The sequence below is a fragment of the Parasphingomonas frigoris genome (genome assembly GCF_036663815.1).
Classification (GTDB): domain Bacteria; phylum Pseudomonadota; class Alphaproteobacteria; order Sphingomonadales; family Sphingomonadaceae; genus Sphingomonas.
On record NZ_JAXOJQ010000004.1, the window covers coordinates 153,137 to 174,862 of the forward strand.

The window sequence follows — 21,726 nt, forward strand, 5'->3', positions numbered from 1 at the left end:
TCGTCGCAGCCCGGCTAGACTGGCACGCATGACGATCCTTATTCCCATTCTCGGCGATCAGCTTTCTCACGGCCTGGCGTCGCTGCGCGATGGCCCGCAGGGCGACGCGGTGCTGCTGCTGATGGAGGTTGCCGAGGAGACCGGCTACGTCCGCCACCACAAGATCAAGATCGCCCTGATCTTTTCGGCGATGCGCCACTTCGCGGCCGAAGCGCGCGCGGCGGGATGGCGGGTCGATTATGTCGAACTCGACGATCCCGACAATGCCGGCAGCTTCACCGCCGAAGTCGCGCGCGCGGTCACGCGCCACCGCCCGAGCGCGATCCGCATCGTCGAACCCGGCGAATGGCGCGTCAAGACGATGATCGACGGCTGGTCGGAGCACTTCGGCCTGCCCGTGCAGATCCTTCCCGACGACCGCTTCGTCTGCGGCATCCTCGAATTCCAGACCTGGGCGCAGGCGCGCAACGATCTCGTGATGGAGTTCTTCTATCGCGAGATGCGCCGCAAGACCGGGCTGCTGATGACCGCCGAGGGCAATCCCGAGGGCGGCCAGTGGAACCTCGACGCGCAAAACCGCGCGCCGCCCAAGCGCGGCGTCCGCTATCCCGCGCCGCTGCGCTTCGTCCCCGACGAGACGACGCAAGCGGTGATCGCGCTGGTGGCGGCGCGGTTCGAGCGCCATTTCGGCGCGCTCGAGGCCTTCGCGCTTCCCGTCACCGCGGCGGAGGCACACGCGGCGCTGGCGCATTTCATCCGCACCGCGCTGCCCGATTTCGGCACCTATCAGGATGCGATGGTGACGGGCGAGGATTTCCTGTTCCACAGCTGGCTGAGCCCGGCGCTCAATCTCGGTCTGCTCACCCCGCTCGAAGTCGCGCAGGCCGCCGCCGATGCCTATGCCGCCGGCACCGTCCCGCTCAACGCCGCCGAGGGGTTCATCCGCCAGATCATCGGCTGGCGCGAATTCGTCCGCGGTTATTACTGGCTCGAAATGCCAGAGGTCGCCGACGCCAACGCGCTCGACGCGACCCGGCCGCTGCCCGAATTCTACTGGACCGGCGAGACCGACATGCTGTGCCTGTCGGAAGCGGTCCGCAACACGCGCGATAACGCCTATGCGCACCACATCCAGCGGCTGATGGTGCTCGGCAATTTCGCGATGCTGGCGGGCGTCCGGCCGCAGGAGGTCGCCGACTGGTTTCTCGTCGTCTATGCCGATGCGTACGAATGGGTCGAGCTGCCCAACGTCCTCGCGATGAGCCAGCATGCCGATGGCGGCCGGCTCGCGACCAAGCCCTATGCGGGCGGCGGCGGCTACATCAACCGCATGTCGGACCATTGCCGGACGTGCCGCTACGACGTCAAACGCAAGACCGGTCCGGACGCCTGCCCGTTCAACGCGCTCTACTGGGATTTCCTCGCGCGCCACGAGAAGCGCTTTCGCCGCAACCGGCGGATGGCGACGGCCTACGCCAATTGGGACCGGATGACCGAAGACGTCCGCGACAGCTACCGCGCAAGTGCCGGCACGTTCCTCGAAACGCTCGTGCCGGCGGCGCCGGGCTGGGCGCGCTGACCCTTGCCCGCGAGGATCCAAGGCCCGCCCCTCTTGAAGCGCGCGGGACAGCGGCGCTCGTGGGAGGCGTGCGAGCGACCGTGATGGCCGATCTGTTCGAAGTTACGCCCGCAGTCCACTTCGTCGGCTTCCGCGGCGAAGAATATCATTCGGCGGTCCGCATCTGGGGCAAGCCCGACTTCATCCACCGCGACTGGGATCGTTGGGCGCAGCAGGACATGCATCCGATCGACACGGTGATCTTCGCGCGCGGGACGGACCAGGATCCTGTGGCGCGGTTCAATCGCTCGCCAGCACCGCCGGATTGACCAGACCGCGACACGCGCGGCCCTCGGTCGCTCCCCGGCTTCGCTAGCGGCGCGGGGCGGTCGATTGGCGCAAGTCGAGCTTCGCCGGAACGATGATCGGCTGCTCGGGCGCGTCGCGCCCCGCAAGCTCGCCGATGATGAGCTCAACCGCGCGCGCGGCAAGATCGGCGATCGGCTGATCGATCGCGGTCAGTGGCGGGTGCGTGAAGCGCACGATCGGCGTATTGTCGAAACTGATCAGCGACACGTCGCGCGGCACGGCAAGTCCGCGCTCTCGGCACAACTCGAGCGTGGCGAGCGCCATCTGATCGTTGCTCGCGATGATCGCGGTCGCCGGATCGGCCGCGTCGAGCAGCGCGGCGGCGGCATCGCGCCCCGACGCATAGCCGAAATCGCCGCGCACCAGCAGATCGTCGGCGAGGCCCGCCGCAGCCATCGCTGCACGCCAGCCGTCGATCCGCCATCCGCTCAGCGTATAGTCGTCGGGGCCGCCGATGAAGCCGATCCGATCATGACCCAGCGCGATCAGATGCTCGGTCGCCAGCTGCGCCGCGCGCTCCTCGTCCATCGACAGCGCGAACCCTGCGCCCGCGCGCCGCGACCCGATCCGCGCGAAACTGATCCGCTGCGCCGCGAGCAGATCGATGATCAACGGGTTCTCCGAATGCGGCGGCGTCAGGATCACGCCGTCGGGCTGGAGTGCGGCGATCGCCCCCATCAGCTCGCGCGCGATATGGTCGCTGTGCGTGTCGACCAGCTCGACGATCATGCGATAGCCGTAGGTCGCGCAGGTCAGCATCCCGCCAAGCAGCATCTGGTCGACCCAGTCGGTGCCCTGCCGCGCGCGCCAGTCGGCGAGCGTGCGCTCGCGGTCGTTGAGCGCGACGATCAGATAGGAGCGCGATCCGCCCATCCGCTGCGCCGCGATCGACGGCACATAACCGAGCCGGTCGATCGCTTCCTGCACCCGGGCGACCATCTCGGGGCGGACGCCGGCCTCCTTGTTAACGACACGGCTGACGGTTTGCAGCGACACGCCCGCATCCGCCGCGACATGCTTGATCGTGACGGCCTGCCGTCTGCGCGACATTCCGGGTCAGCCGCCGCAATATTGCGCGACATAGTCGGCGTGCGCGGGCAACCCCGCGACGGTGCGCGCGACATTCTCGCGCAGCGTCGCCAGGAATTTCGCCAGTTCCTGGTCGGGCAGCTTGTCGGCGATCGGGTGATAGGCCGCGGGCGCGATCCCCTGCCCCAGCATCACCTGCACCCAGCTATTCTCGGCGAACAATTCCTCGTTGCGGCGGAACACGCGGCCCGTCTCGCGGAACAGGGCGATCTTCTGCGCCAGGCTCTCGGGCACCTCCATCGCCGCGCATTGCCGCCAGAAGGGGGAATCCCGCCGATCGGTCGCCTTGTAGTGGAGGATCAGGAAGTCGCGGATCTGCTCCATGTCGGCGAATTGCTGGTCGTTGAACTCGGCAATGTCGCGCGGCGAGATCGCGCCGCCCGGCATCATCCGGATCAGCCGCAGGATCGCGCGCTGGATGAGATGGATGCTGGTCGATTCGAGCGGCTCCATGAACCCGCCCGACAGACCGATCGCGATGACGTTGCGATGCCATTGCCGCCGCCGCGCGCCGGTGACGAAGCGGATATTGTTCGGCTCGGTCAGCACCGTGCCCTCGACATTGCCGAGCAGGCGCTCGAGCGCGGCGTCGCGGTCGAGGTAGCGGCTGCAATAGACGATGCCGTTGCCGGTGCGATGCTGCAGCGGGATGCGCCACTGCCAGCCCGCATCGTGCGCCATCGCGCGCGTGTAGGGCACCGGCGGCCGGACGTTCTCGGTCTGCACGGCGATCGCCGAGTCACACGGCAGCCAGTGGCTCCAGTCGTCATAGCCGGCGTGCAGCGCCTGCTCGATCAGCAGCGCGCGAAACCCGGTGCAGTCGAGGAACAGGTCGCCCTCGACGACCACGCCCGATTCCAGATGCAGCGCGGCAACGTCGCCGCTCTCGCCATCGAGTGCGACCCGCGCGATCTTCCCTTCGATCCGCCGCACGCCATCGCCCTCGGCCATCCGCCGCAGGAACTGCGCGTAGAGCGAGGAATCGAGCTGATAGGCATAGTTCATCCGCTCGTCGGGGAGATGCGCGAACTTGCCCTCCATCGCGGCGACGAGCTCGAGGCAATAGGCGTCATACGCCGCATCATGCCCGCGCTCGCGCCCGTTCATCCAGAAATGCTGGAAGCCGGCCGACCAATGGTCTTGCCCGGTCGTCCCGAACGAGTGGAAATAGCGGTCGGTCCCGTCCTTCCACCCATCGAACAGGATGCCGAGCTTGAAGGTCGCTTGCGTCGCCCGCATGAAATCGGCCTCGCCGATGCCGAGCAGCCGGTTGTAGGTGACGAGCGGCGGGATCGTGGATTCGCCCACCCCGACCGTCCCGATCGCATCGGATTCGACCAGTGTCACAGCAGCAGTGCGGCCCATCGTGCGCGCGATCGCGGCGGCGGCCATCCAGCCGGCGGTGCCGCCCCCGGCAACGACGATACGACGTGGGCTGGCGATCATTGGCTGAGGTTCCTGAGCAGGAAGGCGCGGATGCGGTCGGCGCTTTCCGGGGTGAGCGGGGCGAGCACGCTGCGGCCCTCCTCGGGGATATGCGCGGTGACGTCGTCGCCATTGTCGAAGACATAATAGTCGAACAGGTCGCGCCAGTGCCGCTTCTGGTCGGCGGGCAAGTCGCGGATCGCGAGCAGCGCATGGTTGAGCGCGTCCTGCGGCGAGCCCATCCAGCGCGGCGTCTCGCGCCACCAATAGTTCACCAGCACGTTGAAATCGGCGAGCCCCTCGACGTGATGCCACCACATCGCCGGGATATAGAGCGCATCGCCCGCCTCGAGTTCGGCGACCTGCGCATGCTCGAGCGCTTCGGGGAAGCGCGGGTGCAGCTCCGCGTCGGGCGCGTGGAAATCGACCATGCTGATCGCGCGCCCCGCGGGCGTGTTGTCGATCGGCCCGAGATGCAGATTACGGAACTGTTCGCGCGGAAACAGCGTGAAGCGGCGCCGCCCCGCCGCCACGCACGCCAGATTGTTGGGCAAGTCGTTATGCGCGGCGATCCGCGTCTTGGTGCCGATCCAGATGCTCGCGAGACACGTGCGATCGCCCAGATCGACATGGTTCGCCTCATACAGGCCATTGAAGAACTGGTGCATGTCGATCGAGGCGAGATAGACCGGTGGCGCCCCCGCCTTGCCCTCGATCGCGTCGATCCGCCCGAAGATGTCGGGCAGCTTGGCGCGCAGCGTGCGGAAGTTCATCGCCATCGCCGCGTCGTAGAACAGCCGGCCGTCACCGCCAGGCTCGCCAATCGCGACGGTGAAGGCGGTGTCGCGGTGGTGGCGCAGCAGATAGGCGCGCGCCTCGCGCGACGAGCGGCGCCCCGCCTCGACCAGCGGCCAGTCCTTGATCAGCCCGCGCACGACGAACGGCGCATCGGCCGCGCGCAGCCGCGCGTCGAGCTCGGCCGCATCCGCGACCGCGATCTCCGGCACGGACGCGAGATCCTTGAAGACGCCGGGATCGGCTTCAGCCATGCGGTGCATCCCGTCGGCTCTTGCGCTCGATCAGCTCGGCGACGTTGCTGAGCGAAGCGAGCGCCATGAACACCGGCAGCAAATGCCCATCGGCATGCAGGTCGCCCAGCGCCGCCGCGTCGAGCTGCTGGAGGCGTTCCTCGGCGATCCCATGATAGCCGACCAGCCGATTGGTGCTGCCGTCGGCCAGCGTGATCTCGAGCGTCAGCGGCTCGAGCAATTCGTGCCGCGCGAGCGCCGCGAAGAAGCCCTCGCTCGCCTGCCAGCCGGCATCGAGCTCGCCGAGCTGCGCGGCGATCGTCTCGAGATAGGGCGACGGCCGACCGAGATCATCGAACACGCGCACGCCCTCGCCGCCGCTCGCGACACGCGGGCTGTCGAGGTCGAGATGGATCTGCTTGTCGCCGCCTTCGGTCGCGGGGTGGCCGATCAGGAAGGGCTGGATCGCCATCGCGAGCGGACGATAGCGCGCGTCCCACCGCTCCCCGTCGAGGAACAGATTCTCGCCGGGCTCGAACCCGAACATCGCGAGCGCCTGGAAGCGGTCGCGCTGCGGCGTGAGGCGGAACAGGATCGGATAGTCGTTCTGCACGCGGCGGAATTCGCTCGGCACGATCAGGCACGACATCACCGCGTCGCCCAAATCCGCACCCCGCGCGGGCGTGATGCGCAACGTGCGGTGATCGTCGCTGGTGAGCAGGACGTGGTTGGCCATCAGTTGCTAAGCTCCAGAGCGGTCAGTTGGTGTGCCGCGCGGCACGCATCGAGATAGGCGCGGATCGGCGGCAGCGTCGCGACCATGCCGCGCGTGCGCTGCGCGATCGGGGCGAGCGACGGCGGCGGGGCGCCGCGCAGCGGCCCGGGATCGGGCACCGCTGCCCCCATGCCGTACAGGATATACTGATAGCTCGCCGCCGGAAACAGCTCGTCGACCATCGGGAAGTCGGCGCGCGTCGGCGGCCGATGCTGCCACAGCGCGAGCAGTTCGGCGAGCCGCGGCGGGATCGATGCGGGATCGCGGTGGTCCTGCCAATACCGCCCTTCGCGCCGACTGAGCACATAGTGCAGCTTGAGGAATTCGACGATGCGGTTCCAGCGATAGCGGAACAGCGTGTTGAAGCGCGCCGCCGTCAACGGCATCGTTGCGCGTGTCGGCCAGTCGTCGAGCAGCGCGTCGAGCGCCAGTTCGATCGTGACGATCGCAGACGCCTCGAGCGGCTCGAGAAACCCCGCCGACAGCCCGATCGCCAGGCAATTGCCCGTCCAGAATTGCGCGCGGTGGCCCGAGCGGAAGGTCAGCCGGCGCGGCGTGATCGGCCCGGCGGTGCCGAGATACGCGCTCAGCGTTTCCAGCGCGGCGTCGTCGCTCATGTGCGCGGAGGAATAGACGCAGCCGACACCGCGCCTGGTCGGCAAGCCGATGTCCCAGATCCATCCTGCCGCATGCGCGGTCGCGTCGGTCTGCGCGGCGATCGGGCTGTCGGCGGCGACCGGGATCTGCACCGCCAAGGCACGATCGTTGAACAGCACGTCGCTGCGGTCGATGAACGGCACGTCCCCCACCAACAGCGCGGCGTGGCCGGTGCAATCGAGGAACAGATCACCCGCGACGGCGCCGGTGTCGCGGGTGTTTACGGCGATCACCTCGCCCTTCTCCGTGCGATCGACACCGATCACATGATCGCGCACGTGCCGCACGCCGAGCCGTTCGGTCGCGTGCCGCATCAGCAAAGCCGCGAGCTTGCCCGCATCGAGATGATAGCCATAGTTCAGTGCCCCCGCATAATCGGGCATCGCCCGCTGCCGCGGCGCGAGGCACTGCCCCGCGACCTGCGGCTGCGGCGAGACCATGTCGGCGAACGGCGCACCCGCGGCTTCGGCCTGCCACGCGGCAACGAGCGCGCGCGCATCCGTCTCGATTGGCGGCGTGAAAGGATGGAAATAGACGTCGTCGGCGGCGCCGGTCGCCCAGCCGCGGAAGCGCGAGCCATGCTTGAACGAGGCATCGCAAGCGAGCAGGAATTCGGCCTCGCCGATCCCGATCCGCTCGAGCGTGGCGCGCATCGTCGGCCACGTCCCCTCGCCCACCCCGATCGTCGGAACGTCGGGCGATTCGACGAGCGTCACCGTGATCGGCGCCGCCGCCGACGGCCGCGCGGCCGCAGCGATGCGGCAGGCGGCAAGCCAGCCCGCGGTGCCGCCGCCGACGATGATGACGGTAGAGATGGCCGTATCCACTTGGCCCGTCCTGTTGCGTGGTCCGACCCCGGGCCGGTTCGCGGCACTTGTGCCCTGTAGCCCCGGGAAACGCCACCCTCGCGCAGCGAGGGTGGCGTGGCACCTGCTGTTAGAAGGTGATCCGAGCCCCCGCCGAGTAGCGCGGGTCCTGCTTGGTCACGAACGTGATGTTGCGATCCGAGCGCAGATGGCCGCTGCGATCCTCGCTGTTGACGTTGATCCCCTCGACAAACACCGACACATTCTTGGTGATCGCATAGCTCGCGCTGACGTCGAGCTGGCCGTAGGTGTTGATGTAGGTCGGGTTGATCCCTCCCCCCGTCGACGTCAGATACCCCTTGCGCCAGTTATACGCAGCACGCGCCTGCAACCCGTTCTTGTCATAGAACAGCACCGCGTTGGCGCTGTCCGACAGACCGGTGATCGCGAATTGCGCTACGCTCGAGGGCAGACGGTTGTCGTAATTCTGGTTGCCGCGGACGATCGTATAGTTGAGGATCGTGCCGAACCCGGTGTTCCAGAAATTGTGCTGGATCGCGAATTCGAAGCCATCGACGCTGGCGGAATTCGCGCTGTTGAATGGCGTCGTAATCACGAAGTTGATCAGCGGATCGTTCGGCTGCGCGACGATCGTCCCGTTGACCACGCCGCCGGGATAATTGGCGCCGATATAGTCGCGGATCTGCGCGAAGGTGGCATTTGCCCCCAACGCATTGAGCGCCGCCTGATAGCGCGGACCGTTCTGCGTCACACCGTTGAAGGTGGTGGTCGGCGAGGTGATCCCCGGGATCGTTTGGTTGACCACCGTGCTGCCGATATAGTTCGACACATTCTTGTGGAAATAGCCGACCGAGATGTAGCTCTCCTTGGTATAATACCATTCCGCCGAGAGATCGATGTTCTTCGATTTGTACGGGATCAGATTAGGATTGCCGACCGAGCCGAAACCGCCGCCGACACGGAACAACGTGTCGAGCCGGCGACCGCCCTGCAAGCTGCCATAATCCGCGCGCGTGATGGTATGGCTGTAGGACGCGCGCAGCTTGATCGTGTCGGTCGGCTCGATGTCGAAATCCACCGACGGCAGCCAGTTCTGATAACTGCCCTTGAACGTGGTAAAAGCGCTCCCGTTGAACAGGATGTTGAACTCGTTCTGCGAATTCTGCCGCGCTCCCGACGGGCTCGGCACCAGCGCGGTCGCGCTGACGTCGGTCGTCTCATAGCGCACGCCCCCGATGATGTGGCCCGGCACCGAGAACACGTCGAACTTTCCATTGAACTGGAAATACGGCGAGATCGTCTTCTCACGCACGCGCGAGTCGGTCGTGTACGGGAGCAGGCACTGCCCGGCACCGCCGCAGATGTTGTACGCCTGGTCGAGCAGCTTGACGACGCTCGGCAGGTCGAACGTGTAGAACGACTTGACGATGTCGGCGGAATTGGCCCCGCTGATCCCCGAGAACTTGTCGGGAATGCTGGTCAGCGTGAACAGATTGTCGGGCAGCAACGCCGCCGCTGCCGCGCGCTGCGCTGCGCTGTCGCCGCCGGTGCCGCCCCACGTGTCGTTCTGCAGCACGCTATAGGCCGAGCGGACCTTGTTGTCGGTATATTGCACGCCCCAGTCGAGGCTTTCGAGGAAGCCGTGGCCGTGGTCGTAATGCCCCTTCAACTGGACCTGGTTGATCTCGTCGCGGAAGTAGGAATTGCGGAACGCGTTGCCGGTCGGGACGATGTTCGCGGCATTGAGCGGATCGATGCCCGAATACATGTTGTACGAGATGACGGGCAGCTGGTTCTGGAAATTGATCGTCTGGTTCTGGATGCCGAACACGGCCGTGCCGACCGAGTTGCTGTTGCCGTACGGGCTGTTCGGCTTCGATGTCGCGGTCGAGTGATTGACGTCGAGCACCACGGTGACGCCGCCCGGCGCCTTCCAGGTGAGGTTGCCGCCGATCGCCTTGTTCTCGCTGCGCGCCGACGTCTGCGACGCCGAATAGGCAAGATCCTTGGTCTCCGCCGCGCCGAACCGCTCGGTGTAGAAGTTCGGGCCCGCGACGGGGCCGTTGGTCCACGAGCTCGACGTGTCGTTATGGTTGTACCAGATGCCGACGCTGTTATCGCGGATGTCGACGGTGTTGCGCGAATAGGTATAGTCGAACGTCGCGGTCAGAGTGTCGGTCGGCTTGAACTGCAGCACCGCCTGCCCGTTGATGCGCTGGCGCTTGCCGTTGACGACGTCGTAGCCCCCATTCTGCGGCACCTGATAGACATCGGTCGGGCCCGGACGGTTGGTGATGTTGGCCGCGCGCGGGTCGCCCGGCTGCGCAAGCGAACCCCAATTGTTCTCGGCGCCGAGATAGCCGTCGCGGAAGCCGATATTGGCCTGGTTCGCGCTGAAGTGGCGTTCCTGGAACGAGCCGAGCACGAGCACGCCAATGCGATCGTCGGCGAACGTATCGGAGAATATGCCCGACACTTCGGGCGTCACGTCCTTGCCGCCATTCTGCGACGTGTCGACCACGCCACGCGCCGACAGCGAACCGCGGATGCCGGGCTTGTCGAACGGACGCGGGGTGCGGATGTTGATGGTCGAGCCGATGCCGCCCGACGGAACGCTGGCGCGGCCCGACTTGTAGACTTCGAGCGCCGCGACGCCTTCCGACGCGAGATTGGCGAAATCGAACGAGCGCGAAACCGGTGCGCTGTTGCCGTCGCCGATCGTCGAGGTCGCGAGCTGGCGACCGTTGAGCGTGACGAGATTGTACTCGGGGCCGAAGCCGCGGACGGTGACGAACTGGCCTTCGCCGTTCGACCGGTCGATCGACACGCCGGTGATGCGCTGGAGCGATTCCGCCAGGTTGGTGTCGGGGAACTTGCCGATATCCTCAGCCGAGATCGCGTCGACGATGCCCTGCGCGTTGCGCTTGAGGTTGATCGAGCTGCGCAGGCTGGCGCGGATACCGGAGACGACGATGTCGCCGCCCGTATCGGTGCCGTCCGCGGCCGCGGTGCTCTGCGTCGTCGCGGTGCTGGTCGGTGCGTCCTGCGTCGTCGACGGACCGGTGTTGCCCATCGTCGATGCCGCATCCTGCGCCGTCGCGATCATCGGATAGCCCGACAGCGCAAGCGCCGAAACGCCCAGTGCAAGTCGCGTAGCAAAACGGGTGCTAAAGCCCCCCATCGTCATCCTCCCTGAGTAGCGGCGCGTTACCCCAGCGCCCTCTTGTTTGAGAACGTTCACTTGTTCCGCGGCCAAACGATTGTCAAGTCGGCGAACTGGCGGAAACGGGTTATTGTGAACGTTCTCAGGATGTGCTGTCTATGCGCCACAGGCGGCGGCACGGCCAAGCGGGGTAGCCCGCGTCGGCGACGGCATGCCCGCCAAGATCTGGGAGGATTTCGAAGATGGCGAAGACGATTCATGGCTGGCTACTCGGCGCAACGCTGCTTTCCGGCATCGCCGGCACTGCGCCGGTCGTGGCGGGCCAATCGACCGTGAAGGCGGCGGCGCAGGACGCGCGCGCTCGTGCGGCGGCGATCGTTGCCAAAATGACACTCGACGAGAAAATCGCGCTCGTCCACGGTCTCTTCCCGCCAATGGCCAAGGGCAAGACGCCGAACGAGCTGATTCCGTCGGCCGGCCATATCGACGGCATCCCGCATCTGGGTGTTCCGCGGATTCGCGAGAGCGACGCGTCGCTCGGCGTCGCCAACCAGATCGAGCAGCGCAAGGGCGACGTCGCCACCGCCCTCCCCTCGAGCCTCGCCACCGCGGCAACCTTCGATCCCGCGATCGCGCGGGCCGGCGGCGCGATGATCGGCGCCGAAGCGCGCGCCAAGCGCTTTACCGTGCTGCTCGCCGGCGGCGTCAATTTAACGCGCGATCCGTGGAACGGCCGCAATTTCGAATATCTCGGCGAGGATCCGCTGCTTTCGGGCATGCTGGCGGGCGCCCACATCGCGGGGGTCCAGTCGAACCACATCGTTTCGACGGTCAAGCATTTCGCGCTCAATTCGCAGGAAACCGGCCGTACCGTCGTCGACGCGAAGATCGGCGAGGCGGCGCTGCGGATGAGCGACCTGCTCGCGTTCCAGATCGCGATCGAGACGGGCAAGCCCGGCTCGGTGATGTGCGCCTATAACAAGGTCAATGGCGACTGGGCGTGCGAGAATGCGCACCTCCTTAACGACGTGCTCAAGCGCGACTGGGGCTATCGTGGCTGGGTGATGAGCGACTGGGGAGCGGTACACTCGACCGCCAAGGCGGCGAATGCCGGGCTCGACCAGGAGTCGGGGCAGGAACTCGACCACGCGATCTATTTCGCCGAAGCGCTCAAGACCGATATCGCCGCCGGTCGCGTGCCGATGGCGCGGCTCGACGACATGGTGATCCGCTATCTGACCGGGCTGATCGAGACCGGCGCTTATGATGCGCCCGCCACCACCGCGCAGCCGATCCCCTATGCCGCGCACGCCGAGGTCGCGCAGCGCGCCGCCGAAGCCGGCATCGTCCTCCTCAAGAATGACGGCGATCTCCTGCCGCTCGCGCGCACCGCGAAGCGCGTCGTGCTGATCGGCGGCCGTGCCGATGTCGGCGTGCTGTCGGGCGGCGGGTCGAGCCAGGTGCGCTCGGTCGGCGGCGCGCCGGTCGAGATCCCGCTCACCAGCGGCGCCGCGTCCTCGTTCGCCCGCGTCACCTGGCACGCCTCCTCGCCACTGCTCGCGATCCGCGCGGCGATGCCGCAAGCGCAGGTAACGTGGATCGATGGCCGCGACCCGGCCGCCGCCGCCGCCGCCGCCAAGGCCGCCGACGTCGCGATCGTCTTTGCGACGCAGTGGACGACCGAGGCGCAGGACGTGGCCGACCTGTCGCTGCCGGACCGGCAAGACGACCTGATCGCCGCGGTCGCCGCCGCGCAGCCCAAGACGATCGCAGTGATGGAGACCGGCGGCCCCGTGCTGATGCCGTGGCTGTCGGCGGTGCCCGCAGTCGTGCAGGCCTGGTATCCCGGCCAGCGTGGTGGCCCCGCCATCGCCAACATCCTCACCGGGCGCGTCAATCCGTCGGGCCGCTTGCCGATCACCTTCCCCGCCAGCGCAAGCCAGGCACCGCGCGCCGCCCCCGTTGGGCTCGACCGCCTGACCAGCGCCGAGGCGCAGGCCGCGGCCGACCCCGGCCATGCCAGCGACCATCAACTGGCGAGCTTCCCGATCGACTACACCGAAGGCGCCGACGTCGGCTATCGCTGGTACGAAAAGACCCGTGCCACGCCGCTCTTCGCGTTCGGCTACGGGCTCAGCTACACGCGCTTCGCCTATCGCAACCCGGTAGTGACGGGCGGCGCCAAGCTCAGCATGAGCTTCGAGGTCGTCAACACCGGGCGCGTCGCTGGCGCCGACGTGCCGCAGATGTATGTCACGCGCGACGGCACGGCGGTGCCGATGCGGCTCGCCGCGTTCCAGCGCGTCACGCTGAAGCCGGGCGAGGCAAAGCGCGTGACGCTCGTCGCCGAGCCGCGCATCCTGGCGGACTATGATCCGGCCTTGCCGGGCTGGCGGGTCGCGGGCGGCCGCTACCGTGTCGCGCTGGCGCACGATGCGACCGATCGCGCGCTGGTCTCGACCGCGAACGTCACCGCGGCGACGATGAAGCCCTAGCCGACCGACAGGAAGGCGGTGACCGTCAGCCGCCCTTCCGCGGGATCGCCCGACAGCAGTGCGTCGGGCGCGATCGCGCCGCTGTGGAGCAGATAGCTCGGATAGACGAGCGCGCGGTTGTACCGCCCCGCGATCTCGAGCGTGCGCTCGAACAGCGGCGTATCGCCCGTGACATAGCGCGCGGGCGGCACGCCGCCGTGGCGGAGCTCGGCCTCGAGCTGGCCGAAGAAGATCGGTGCGCGCTCATCGTCGATCGTCTCGAACCCGGTCGAGCGATGCCGGAAGAAGGCGGTCCCGTCGCCATCGTCGGGGGCGAGATAGTGGACCAGCGCGATCCGGTCAGGGCCGAACGCGTCGCAGTGTGGCAGGCGCTGGCGGATATCGAGCGCGGCGGGCGGCGTCGTCACGATCGAGAAGCTCGCGTCGATCAGGTCGACCGCACCGCCGCGGCCGAGCATCGGGCCAAGCACGCTGGCCAGCACCGCGAGCTGCGCTGGCACATACGCCGTCGGAAGCGCCGCCCGGATTCCCGGATAATGCTGCGCGGCAGGGCCAAAGCTCGCCGCGATCGCGGCCGCTCGCAACGCATCGGGATCGGCGGAAAAGCCGTCGATCACGACCACCGGCTGCGCCTCGCGCCCGACGCGGTGGACGGTGATCGCGGGGGTGCTCACGGTGCGGGCCAGTGGCGGACGTAATCGACCGACATGCGCTGCGGCAGCGCGGCATCGTCGATCCCCTTGACCCCACCCCAATCGCCACCGACCGCAAGGTTGAGGATCAGCCGATACGGAACGGTAAACGGCCAGGCGGCATGTCCACCCGGCTGGTCGTCGGCAACGCGCATATAGCCATGCCCATCGACGCCGATCGTGATCGCATGCGGCTGCCAGTCGAGTTGATAGAGATGATAAGCAGTGCACGCGCTCGCAACGCGTATTTCGGCACCACGCTGCGTTCCGCGCGTGTGGTTGAACGCACCGCTGTGCACCGTCGCATGCACTACGCGCGGTTGCCAGCCGACCATCTCCATCAGGTCGATCTCGCCCATGTCGGGCCATGTCCCGCTCTGCGGCAGCAACCAGATCGCCGGCCAGGTACCGCGCCCGCACGGCAGCTTGGCGCGGACTTCGTAGAAACCGTAGCCAAGCGACTCGCGACTGACGAGCTTGGCCGAGCTGTAGGCCTGCCCGCCCCAGTCGGCGCGCGACCGCAACGCCCCGCGCCGCGCCTCGATCACCAGCGCGCCCCGCTCGATCCGCGCATTCTCGCGCCGGTCGGCGGCGTAATATTGCTTCTCGTGATTGGGCCAGCCCTGCTGGTTGCGCTCGGTGTCGAAGCGCCAGCGGGCTTGATCGATCGGTCCGCTGAACTCGTCGGCAAAAGCGGGGCGCGTCGTCGGCGCCCGCATCGGCACGTCCACCGAATAGTTGGTCGCCGCCAGGCTCACCGCCTGCGCGAACAGCATCACGACACTCGACACCGCCTCACCTCTTCCCACCCGGACCGCCGTTGGGCCGCCCCGTCGCGTCCCGGCTTAAAGCGCCGCCGCAATCGAGGCCACCAGCAAAATACCGGGGAACGCGCCATACCTTGGTGGTGGCCATTCCCGGTCGCGGTGCATTAGGATCGGGCGATAGCGAGATCCTGCGACCAGAAAAGGACGAGAGGTTGACGAGAGGAACGACACGCCGCGGCGTCCTGGCGGGCATCGCCGCGATGAGCGCATCCAAAGTCGCGGCGCGCGCCCTGCCCGGCGCGCGAAATCCGGATCTGGGGCCCAACGTTCTGATCGTCGATCCCGGCATGTCCGGCGCACAGGCGCGGATCGACGCTTGGTTCGCGCAGCAGGAAAGCGCCCATTTCACCGATCGTCGCTATGCCGTGCTGCTCACGCCGGGCGTCCACCGGCTCGACATCAACGTCGGTTTCTTCACGCAGGTCGCCGGGCTGGGCCTCGCGCCCGACGACGTCACGGTCGCCGGCCATGTCCATGCCGAAGCCGATTGGGCCAAGGGCATGGCGCTCGTCAATTTCTGGCGATCGGTCGAGAACATGGCGATACGACCACCCGATCGCGCGGATCGCTGGGCGGTGTCGCAGGCCGCACCATATCGTCGCATGCACCTCTTCGGTGACCTCGCGCTCGACGACGGGGGCTGGTCCAGCGGTGGTTTCATGGCCGATTGCCAGGTCGAGGGCGTGGTCCGCTCGGGGACGCAGCAACAATGGTTCACGCGCAACGCAGCGCTCGGCGGCTGGCAGGGCTCCAATTGGAACATGCTGTTCATGGGTGTCGCCGGCGCCCCGCCGACCAGCTTTCCCGAGCCGCCGTTCACGACGCTCCCGAATGTGCCGGTGATCCGCGAAAAGCCGTTCCTGCACGTTCGACCCGACGGCGTCTGGGGCGTATTCGTCCCGGCGCTGCGCCGGGCGGTCTCCGGGGTCTCGTGGCAGGGGGCGCCGGCGGGCCGCAGCGTATCGCTCGATCGCTTCCTCATCGCCGATCCGACCACACCAATTGCGACGATCAACCACGCGCTGGCCAGCGGCCGCCACCTTCTGCTGACGCCCGGGATCTATCGGGTGCGCGAGCCGATCCACGTGCGCCGCGCCGATACGATCGTGCTTGGGCTAGGTCTGGCGACGCTGCTGAGCGAAGCAGGCAATGCCGCGATGCTGATCGACGACGTCCCCGGCGTGTCGGTCGCGGGGCTGCTGATCGATGCCGGCCCGATCCTGTCGCCCGTGCTGCTGCAAGTCGGCCCCAAGGGCGCGAGCGGCGACCACCAGGCGAACCCGACGCTTCTGGCCGATGTTTTCTTTCGCGTCGGCGGGGCGGCGATCGGGAATGTCGGGACCTGCCTGGAGATCAACAGCCGTCACGTGATCGGCGATCACCTGTGGATCTGGCGCGCGGATCATGGCGATCGCGAGGGCGGCCGCGTCCATGTCGGCTGGTCCGAGAGCCGGGCCGAGCACGGGCTTGTCGTCAATGGCGACGACGTTACATGCTATGGCCTGTTCGTCGAACATTTCCAGGGCTGGCAGACGCTGTGGAACGGCGAGCGCGGGCGGACCTTCTTCTACCAGAACGAACTCCCCTACGACCCGCCGAGTCAGCGCGCGTGGCGCGCGGATTCGGATCGCGGCTGGGCGGCGTACAAGGTTGCGGATCACGTGCGGTATCACGCGGCGGTCGGCATGGGCGTATATGCGAACTTTACCGCGGATCCGTCGATCGTCCTGGCGAGCGCAATCGAAGTGCCCGACAGGCCCGGCGTGCAGATCGGCGATGTCACCACGATCTCGCTCGGCGGCGGAAAGGGCACGATCGCGCATCCGGTCAACGGTGCGGGGGCGGCTGCGCGGCCTGGCAACATCCGACAGACGCTGCGGCGATATCCCGCTGGTTGAACCGGCCAGGATTCTCGGTTCGGCGATCGCGGACGCTGGGAGGCTCGCCTGTCCCTACCCGGAGTGCGCAGCCATGCGCGATGCCGGCACGGCCCTGTTACAGACCCAAACGCTGCGGCTTCAACATCACGCTTCCGGTCAGGACCGGATCCGTCGCCGATCGTGCCACGGTTACGCCATAGCGCCCCCCTTTGATCTGCCAACGCGAAGTCGTCGTGTCGTATTTGGCGAGCAAGCGCGGGTCGACGGTGAACGAGATCGTGCGGCTTTCGCCCGGTGCCAGCTCGACGCGCTCGAACCCCAGCAGCCGCGGTTCGACCACGCCGTCGATCGTCTGGAGATAGAGCTGCGGCACATCGGCGCCCGCGCGCGGTCCCGCATTGCGCACCGTCAGCTTGACCGCAACGGTCTTGCCGCCGCTGACGCTCAGTCCCGAGTAGGCGAAGTTGGTGTAGCTCAACCCGTGGCCAAAGGCGTACATCGGCGCGAGCCCCTTGCGCGCGAACCAGCGATAGCCGACGTCGGCGCCCTCGTTCATCGCGACGCTGACCTGGGTGTTCTCGGGCGTGCCGAAGCTCGGGATCGTCGTGCGCGGCAATTGCTCGACGCTTTGCGGGAAGGTGATCGGCAAGCGGCCCGACGGATTGACCTTGCCGGTCAGGACCTCGGCAATCGCCTGCGCGCCCTCCTGCCCCGGATACCAGGCGGCGACGATCGCCTTGACCTCGTCGCGCCATGGCATCGCGACCGGATTGCCGGTCTGCAACACCACGATCGTATTCGGATTTGCCTTGGCGACCGCCGCGATGATCGCGTCCTGCCCGCGCGGGAGTGCGAGGTCAGGCGAATCGAAGCCCTCGACCTCATATTTGTTGACGAAGACGATCGCGACATCGGCGCGTGCCGCGGCCGCGGCGGCTGCTTGCGGATAGAGGCCGGGATCGAACTCGACCTTCGCCCCCGGCGCGGCCGCGGCGATTGCGTCGGTCGGCGCGCCGGCGAACCAGCGCGCTACGCGCCAGCTGCCCATCTGCCCCGCGCCGCCGATCGGATCGCTCGCCGCCCAGCCCTTCGGCGGCAGCCCCTGCGACGAACCGCCGCCCGACAGCACGCCGATCTGCGCCTTCTCGCCGATCACCGCGATGCTGCGCGCGCCGGCCGCGAGCGGTAGGACGCCGTCATTCTTGAGCAACACGATGCCGCGCCGCGCGATCTCGAGCGCGGTGGCGGCGTGAGCGGCCATGTCCACCGGCTGCTGCGCGGTCCAGTCGGTGACGCCCACGGCCTTCATCGACCGGAGGATGCGCCGCACCATGTCGGATAGCCGCGCGCGGTCGAAGCTGCCGTCGGCGAGCTTGGCCTTGAGCGGCGCGCCGAACCACACTTGCTTGTCGAGCTGGTCGCCCGATTGCTGGTCGAGCCCCTTCGCTGCGAAATCGGCGGACGACACCGCGCCCCAGTCGCTCATTACCCAGCCCTTATAGCCCCAGTCCTGCTTGAGGACGCGGTTGAGCAGGAAGTCGTTGCCGCAGGCCTTGGCGCCGTTGACCAGATTGTAGGCGCACATGATCGATCCCGGCTTGCCCGTTTCGATCGCGATCTGGAAGGCCAGCAGGTCGGATTCGCGCAGCGCCGCCTCGTCGATCGTCGCGTTCCAGGTGTGCCGGTTGGTCTCGTTCGAATTGAGCGCGAAATGCTTGGCCGTGCTGATCACGCCTGCTTCCTGCGTGCCACGGATCGCCGCGCCGCCCATCAGGCCGGACAGCAGCGGATCTTCGGAGATATATTCGAAAGCGCGCCCGTTCCGCGGATCGCGCGTCAGATTGATCCCGCCGCCGAGCAGCACGTTGAAATTGCGCGCACGCGCTTCGCTGGCGACCAGGTAGCCCCCGCGCCGCGCCATTTCTGGATCGAAGGTCGCACCCAGCGCCAGCCCTGCGGGCAGCGCCGTCGCCGTGTCGCCCTTGCGCACGCCGAACGGGTTTGTCACGCCGAGGCTCGCATCGGTTTCGCGGAGCGACGGGACGCCGAGGCGCGCGATGCCGGGAACATAGCCCGCGCCCGGCACCACGTCGGCAGGCCAGACCAGATTGGGGTCGCCGAACCCGGGGATGCGAAGCGCCATGAAGCCGTGGATGAGCGAGAAGCGCTCGTCATCGGTCATCTTGGCTTCGGTCTCGGCCGCCCAACGGTCGGCTGCCGTCTCGCGTTGATGCGCGGCACGATCGTTCGCGCCAGCCGGCGCCTTCGCCTGCGACGCGCTGCCGAAAGGTCCCACGATCGCCGCGCAGAGCAGCAAGAGCGTCCGGATTTTCGTCTTCATCTGCATCACCTGTCTGCGGTCTGGTCGGGGCGACAGCCCCGCAGCGCGACGCGCTGCGGGGCTGTCAGGTATCAGAAGCGGTAGCGCGCCCGGATACCGGCATAGCGGCGTGCGTTGCGCGAGAAGGTCTGCGCGACCAGGCCGGCAGTGCCACCCGAGGGGGTCCCCAGCGCGCTCGCATAATGCTTGTCGAACAGATTGTTGACGAACAGAGCGACGCGAATGCCGCCGCGCGCCTTCTGGTCGATGCCGATGCTGCCGTTGACGATCGCATAGGCGCCCTGCTGCAGCGCCGGGTTGCCGAGCAGATCGAAATTGACCGAACTCTGGTAGCTGACATCGCCCTGGACGAAGCCGTCGAACGGCATCTGCGGCAGAAGCACGTCATAGGTGCCACCGACGTTGAACTTCCAGCGCGGCGCGTTGCTCAGCCGCTTGCCCCCAAGGTCCTGCAAGCCGGTGCTGGACCCCACGACGGGGAGGCACCCTTGCGCCGCAGTCTGCCCGGTATAGCATTGCGCGTTGCGGAACTGGCGGATCATCGCATCGGTGTAGCTAATACCACCGTCGATCGTCAGCGCCTCCAGCGGCCGCGCCTGGAACTCGACCTCGACGCCGCGAGTGCGGACCTTGCCGACATTGTTGAGCTGCAGCTGGATCGTCTGGTCGGGCAACGTCACCCCCGACTGCGCCTGGAAATCTTTGAAATCGGTCCAGAACCCGGCGACGTTCAATTGGAAGCGATTGTTGAAGAAGCGGCTCTTGAGGCCGATTTCATAGGCCTTGGAGGTTTCCGGTCGCACCGGGACCGCGGCACGCCCGGGGGTGAAGCCGGTCGAGATGTCGTAGCCCTGCCCCTTATAGCCGGTCGAGTAGGACGCATAGGCCATCACGCGCTTGGCAAGATCCTGTCGCAGCGCGATCTTGCCGGTCACGACACTGTCCTTGGCGTTGCCGCTGCACGTAGCGAGGCAGGTCGCGTTGTTCGCCGGTGCTGTCGCCGGGACGACGGTGTTGAGGTAGCGGACCGAGATATCCTCGTGGTTCGCGCGCAGGCCGACGTCGATGTGCGTCGCGGCCGCGATATCGTACGATGCCTGGCCGAACACCGCATAGCTGGTCGTGCCGCTGGTCGAGTTCCAGCGCGCGACGACGGGACCCGAGGGACCGCGATCGAAGGTGCGATCGGTCTTGCCGTCCGAATAATAGAGGCCGGCGACATAGCTGAACGGCCCCCTGCCCTTAGACGCAAGCCGCAGCTCCTGCGCGAACTGGCGGGCGTGGAAGCCGCTCTGCGCGGTGATGCCGTTGGCGAGCCCCAGCACCGGCCCGACGACATAGTCGAAATCTTCGATGAAGCGGAACTTCCAGTCCTGATAGCTGGTGATCGAGATCAGATTGACCGCGCCGAGGTCGACGGTGACCTTCCCGCTGCCGTTTGCCTGCTGGCTCTTGTTGAACAGCGGACCGTCGAAGGCGGTGCTGAAATTGTCCTGCCCCGGCGTGATCCCGGCGAGCGTCGGGGTCAGCGACGCGCCGTAGACTGCAGCGCCGGCGGGCACGGTACGGAAGGTGCGCGCGGTGCCGCGGCTCTCCGAGACCGAATGCCCGGCGATCAGATCGACCGTGACACCCGGCAGCGGATTGAGCGCAAGCCGGCCGCGCAGGCCGTAGCTGCGATCATTGTTGAGCTTACGCCCGTCGAAGCGGTTGGTGATGAAGCCGTCGCGATCGCCGTAGAAACCGTTGAGGCGGAAGCCGACGCCTTCGGCGAGCGGTCCCGAAATCACCGCGTCGACACGGTATTCGTCGTCGGTCGTCGCTGTCCCGGTGACCGAGCCGGTCAGCCGCGCGGTCGGCCCCTGCGACACGATGTTGAGCGCGCCGGCCGAGGCGTTCTTGCCGAACAGCGTTCCCTGCGGGCCGCGCAGCACTTCGATCCGCGCGATGTCGCTCAGCCCGGAAAAGGCCTGTGCCTGCTGCAGCAACGCAACGTCGTCGACGATGACGGCCACCGAGGGCTCGATCGCGGTTGAAAAAGCGACGGTGCCGACGCCGCGCAGGTTGATCGAATTGTTGGTCGGCACGGCGCCGGTCGTGACGGTAAGGCTCGGTGCGAGACGCGTGAGATCGGTGACGGTGGCGACATTGCGGTTGACCAGCGTCTCGCCGGAAATTGCGGTGACGGCGACCGGCACGTCCTGCAAATTCTGTTCGCGCTTCTGCGCGGTGACGACGATGTCGGTCAGCGCGCCTTCATCGGTCGTTGCGGTTGTCGGCGCCTGCTGGTCGGTCGCGCCCTCGCGAGCGGGCAGCGGCGCGCTCGGCACGCTGCTCTCTTGCGCCGATACCGGGGTAGCCAGTGCCAGCGCCGCAACGCCACCGAGCCAAACAAAACCTTTGCGCATAAAACCTCACCCTTAAGGACGCCGCATATCTGCGGTCTGGTAAGTCCACCTATGCGGTAAATCTGGTCAAGTCAAATGCCATCTGGTCAGGTCAGACGGGTGAGTTTGCCGATATTTCGCTGATTTCGGCGGGGATTGTTTGCCCGGTCGGCCATTCGCGCTCTGCGCTCATAAAAACTTCGGGCTGCCCTG

14 protein-coding genes are annotated in these 21,726 nt (G+C 67.1%); 4 read left to right on the plus strand and 10 right to left on the minus strand.

What is annotated here, in order from left to right:
* Nucleotides 1-28 precede the first annotated feature (28 nt).
* Both U1872_RS15375 and U1872_RS15380 read left to right on the plus strand, forming a co-directional pair.
* Nucleotides 29-1,579, plus strand: coding sequence for a cryptochrome/photolyase family protein (locus tag U1872_RS15375; protein ID WP_332793790.1), 1,551 nt, complete (start codon nucleotides 29-31; stop codon nucleotides 1,577-1,579).
* A gap of 83 nt (nucleotides 1,580-1,662) precedes the next feature.
* Entirely contained in the window at nucleotides 1,663-1,887 is a 225-nt protein-coding gene (locus U1872_RS15380; RefSeq protein WP_332793791.1) for a hypothetical protein, read from the plus strand.
* A 43-nt stretch (nucleotides 1,888-1,930) separates the two neighbouring features.
* On the opposite strand, the gene U1872_RS15385 is transcribed toward U1872_RS15380, so the two are convergent.
* The 6 genes from U1872_RS15385 to U1872_RS15410 all read right to left on the minus strand — a co-directional run bounded on the left by U1872_RS15385 (nucleotide 1,931) and on the right by U1872_RS15410 (nucleotide 10,915).
* Complete coding sequence (locus tag U1872_RS15385; RefSeq protein ID WP_332793792.1) at nucleotides 1,931-2,977, minus strand: LacI family DNA-binding transcriptional regulator; 1,047 nt, start codon at nucleotides 2,975-2,977, stop codon at nucleotides 1,931-1,933.
* Between the two features lie 6 nt (nucleotides 2,978-2,983).
* Complete coding sequence (locus tag U1872_RS15390; protein WP_332793793.1) at nucleotides 2,984-4,462, minus strand: tryptophan halogenase family protein; 1,479 nt, start codon at nucleotides 4,460-4,462, stop codon at nucleotides 2,984-2,986.
* On the minus strand, nucleotides 4,459-5,490 hold the full coding sequence (locus U1872_RS15395) for a cupin-like domain-containing protein (protein WP_332793794.1): 1,032 nt from the start codon (nucleotides 5,488-5,490) through the stop codon (nucleotides 4,459-4,461). The genes U1872_RS15390 and U1872_RS15395 overlap by 4 nt, the downstream gene beginning before the upstream one ends.
* Nucleotides 5,483-6,205: a SapC family protein gene (locus U1872_RS15400; RefSeq protein WP_332793795.1), complete on the minus strand. Its 723-nt coding sequence runs from the start codon at nucleotides 6,203-6,205 to the stop codon at nucleotides 5,483-5,485. The genes U1872_RS15395 and U1872_RS15400 overlap by 8 nt, the downstream gene beginning before the upstream one ends.
* Nucleotides 6,205-7,728, minus strand: a complete 1,524-nt coding sequence (locus U1872_RS15405) for a tryptophan halogenase family protein (RefSeq protein WP_332793796.1) — start codon at nucleotides 7,726-7,728, stop codon at nucleotides 6,205-6,207. The genes U1872_RS15400 and U1872_RS15405 overlap by 1 nt, the downstream gene beginning before the upstream one ends.
* A gap of 109 nt (nucleotides 7,729-7,837) precedes the next feature.
* A complete protein-coding gene (locus U1872_RS15410; RefSeq protein ID WP_332793797.1) occupies nucleotides 7,838-10,915 on the minus strand; it encodes a TonB-dependent receptor in 3,078 nt (1,025 codons plus the stop codon).
* A gap of 218 nt (nucleotides 10,916-11,133) precedes the next feature.
* Here U1872_RS15410 and U1872_RS15415 point away from each other — a divergent pair, with 218 nt between their 5' ends.
* On the plus strand, nucleotides 11,134-13,386 hold the full coding sequence (locus U1872_RS15415) for a beta-glucosidase family protein (protein WP_332793798.1): 2,253 nt from the start codon (nucleotides 11,134-11,136) through the stop codon (nucleotides 13,384-13,386).
* Here the strand turns inward: U1872_RS15415 and U1872_RS15420 are convergent.
* A complete protein-coding gene (locus U1872_RS15420) occupies nucleotides 13,383-14,060 on the minus strand; it encodes a DUF6445 family protein (RefSeq protein WP_332793799.1) in 678 nt (225 codons plus the stop codon). The two genes, U1872_RS15415 and U1872_RS15420, sit on opposite strands and share 4 nt — an antisense overlap.
* Nucleotides 14,057-14,869, minus strand: a complete 813-nt coding sequence (locus U1872_RS15425) for a glycoside hydrolase family 16 protein (protein WP_332793800.1) — start codon at nucleotides 14,867-14,869, stop codon at nucleotides 14,057-14,059. The genes U1872_RS15420 and U1872_RS15425 overlap by 4 nt, the downstream gene beginning before the upstream one ends.
* A gap of 236 nt (nucleotides 14,870-15,105) precedes the next feature.
* Here U1872_RS15425 and U1872_RS15430 point away from each other — a divergent pair, with 236 nt between their 5' ends.
* Complete coding sequence (locus U1872_RS15430; protein WP_332793801.1) at nucleotides 15,106-16,803, plus strand: pectate lyase-like domain-containing protein; 1,698 nt, start codon at nucleotides 15,106-15,108, stop codon at nucleotides 16,801-16,803.
* A gap of 97 nt (nucleotides 16,804-16,900) precedes the next feature.
* Here U1872_RS15430 and U1872_RS15435 read toward each other — a convergent pair whose 3' ends face one another.
* The gene (locus tag U1872_RS15435; protein WP_332793802.1) at nucleotides 16,901-19,126 is read right to left on the minus strand and encodes a beta-glucosidase; all 2,226 of its coding nucleotides are present in this window, start codon (nucleotides 19,124-19,126) and stop codon (nucleotides 16,901-16,903) included.
* Between the two features lie 71 nt (nucleotides 19,127-19,197).
* The gene (locus tag U1872_RS15440) at nucleotides 19,198-21,534 is read right to left on the minus strand and encodes a TonB-dependent receptor (protein WP_332793803.1); all 2,337 of its coding nucleotides are present in this window, start codon (nucleotides 21,532-21,534) and stop codon (nucleotides 19,198-19,200) included.
* Nucleotides 21,535-21,726: the final 192 nt, after the last annotated feature.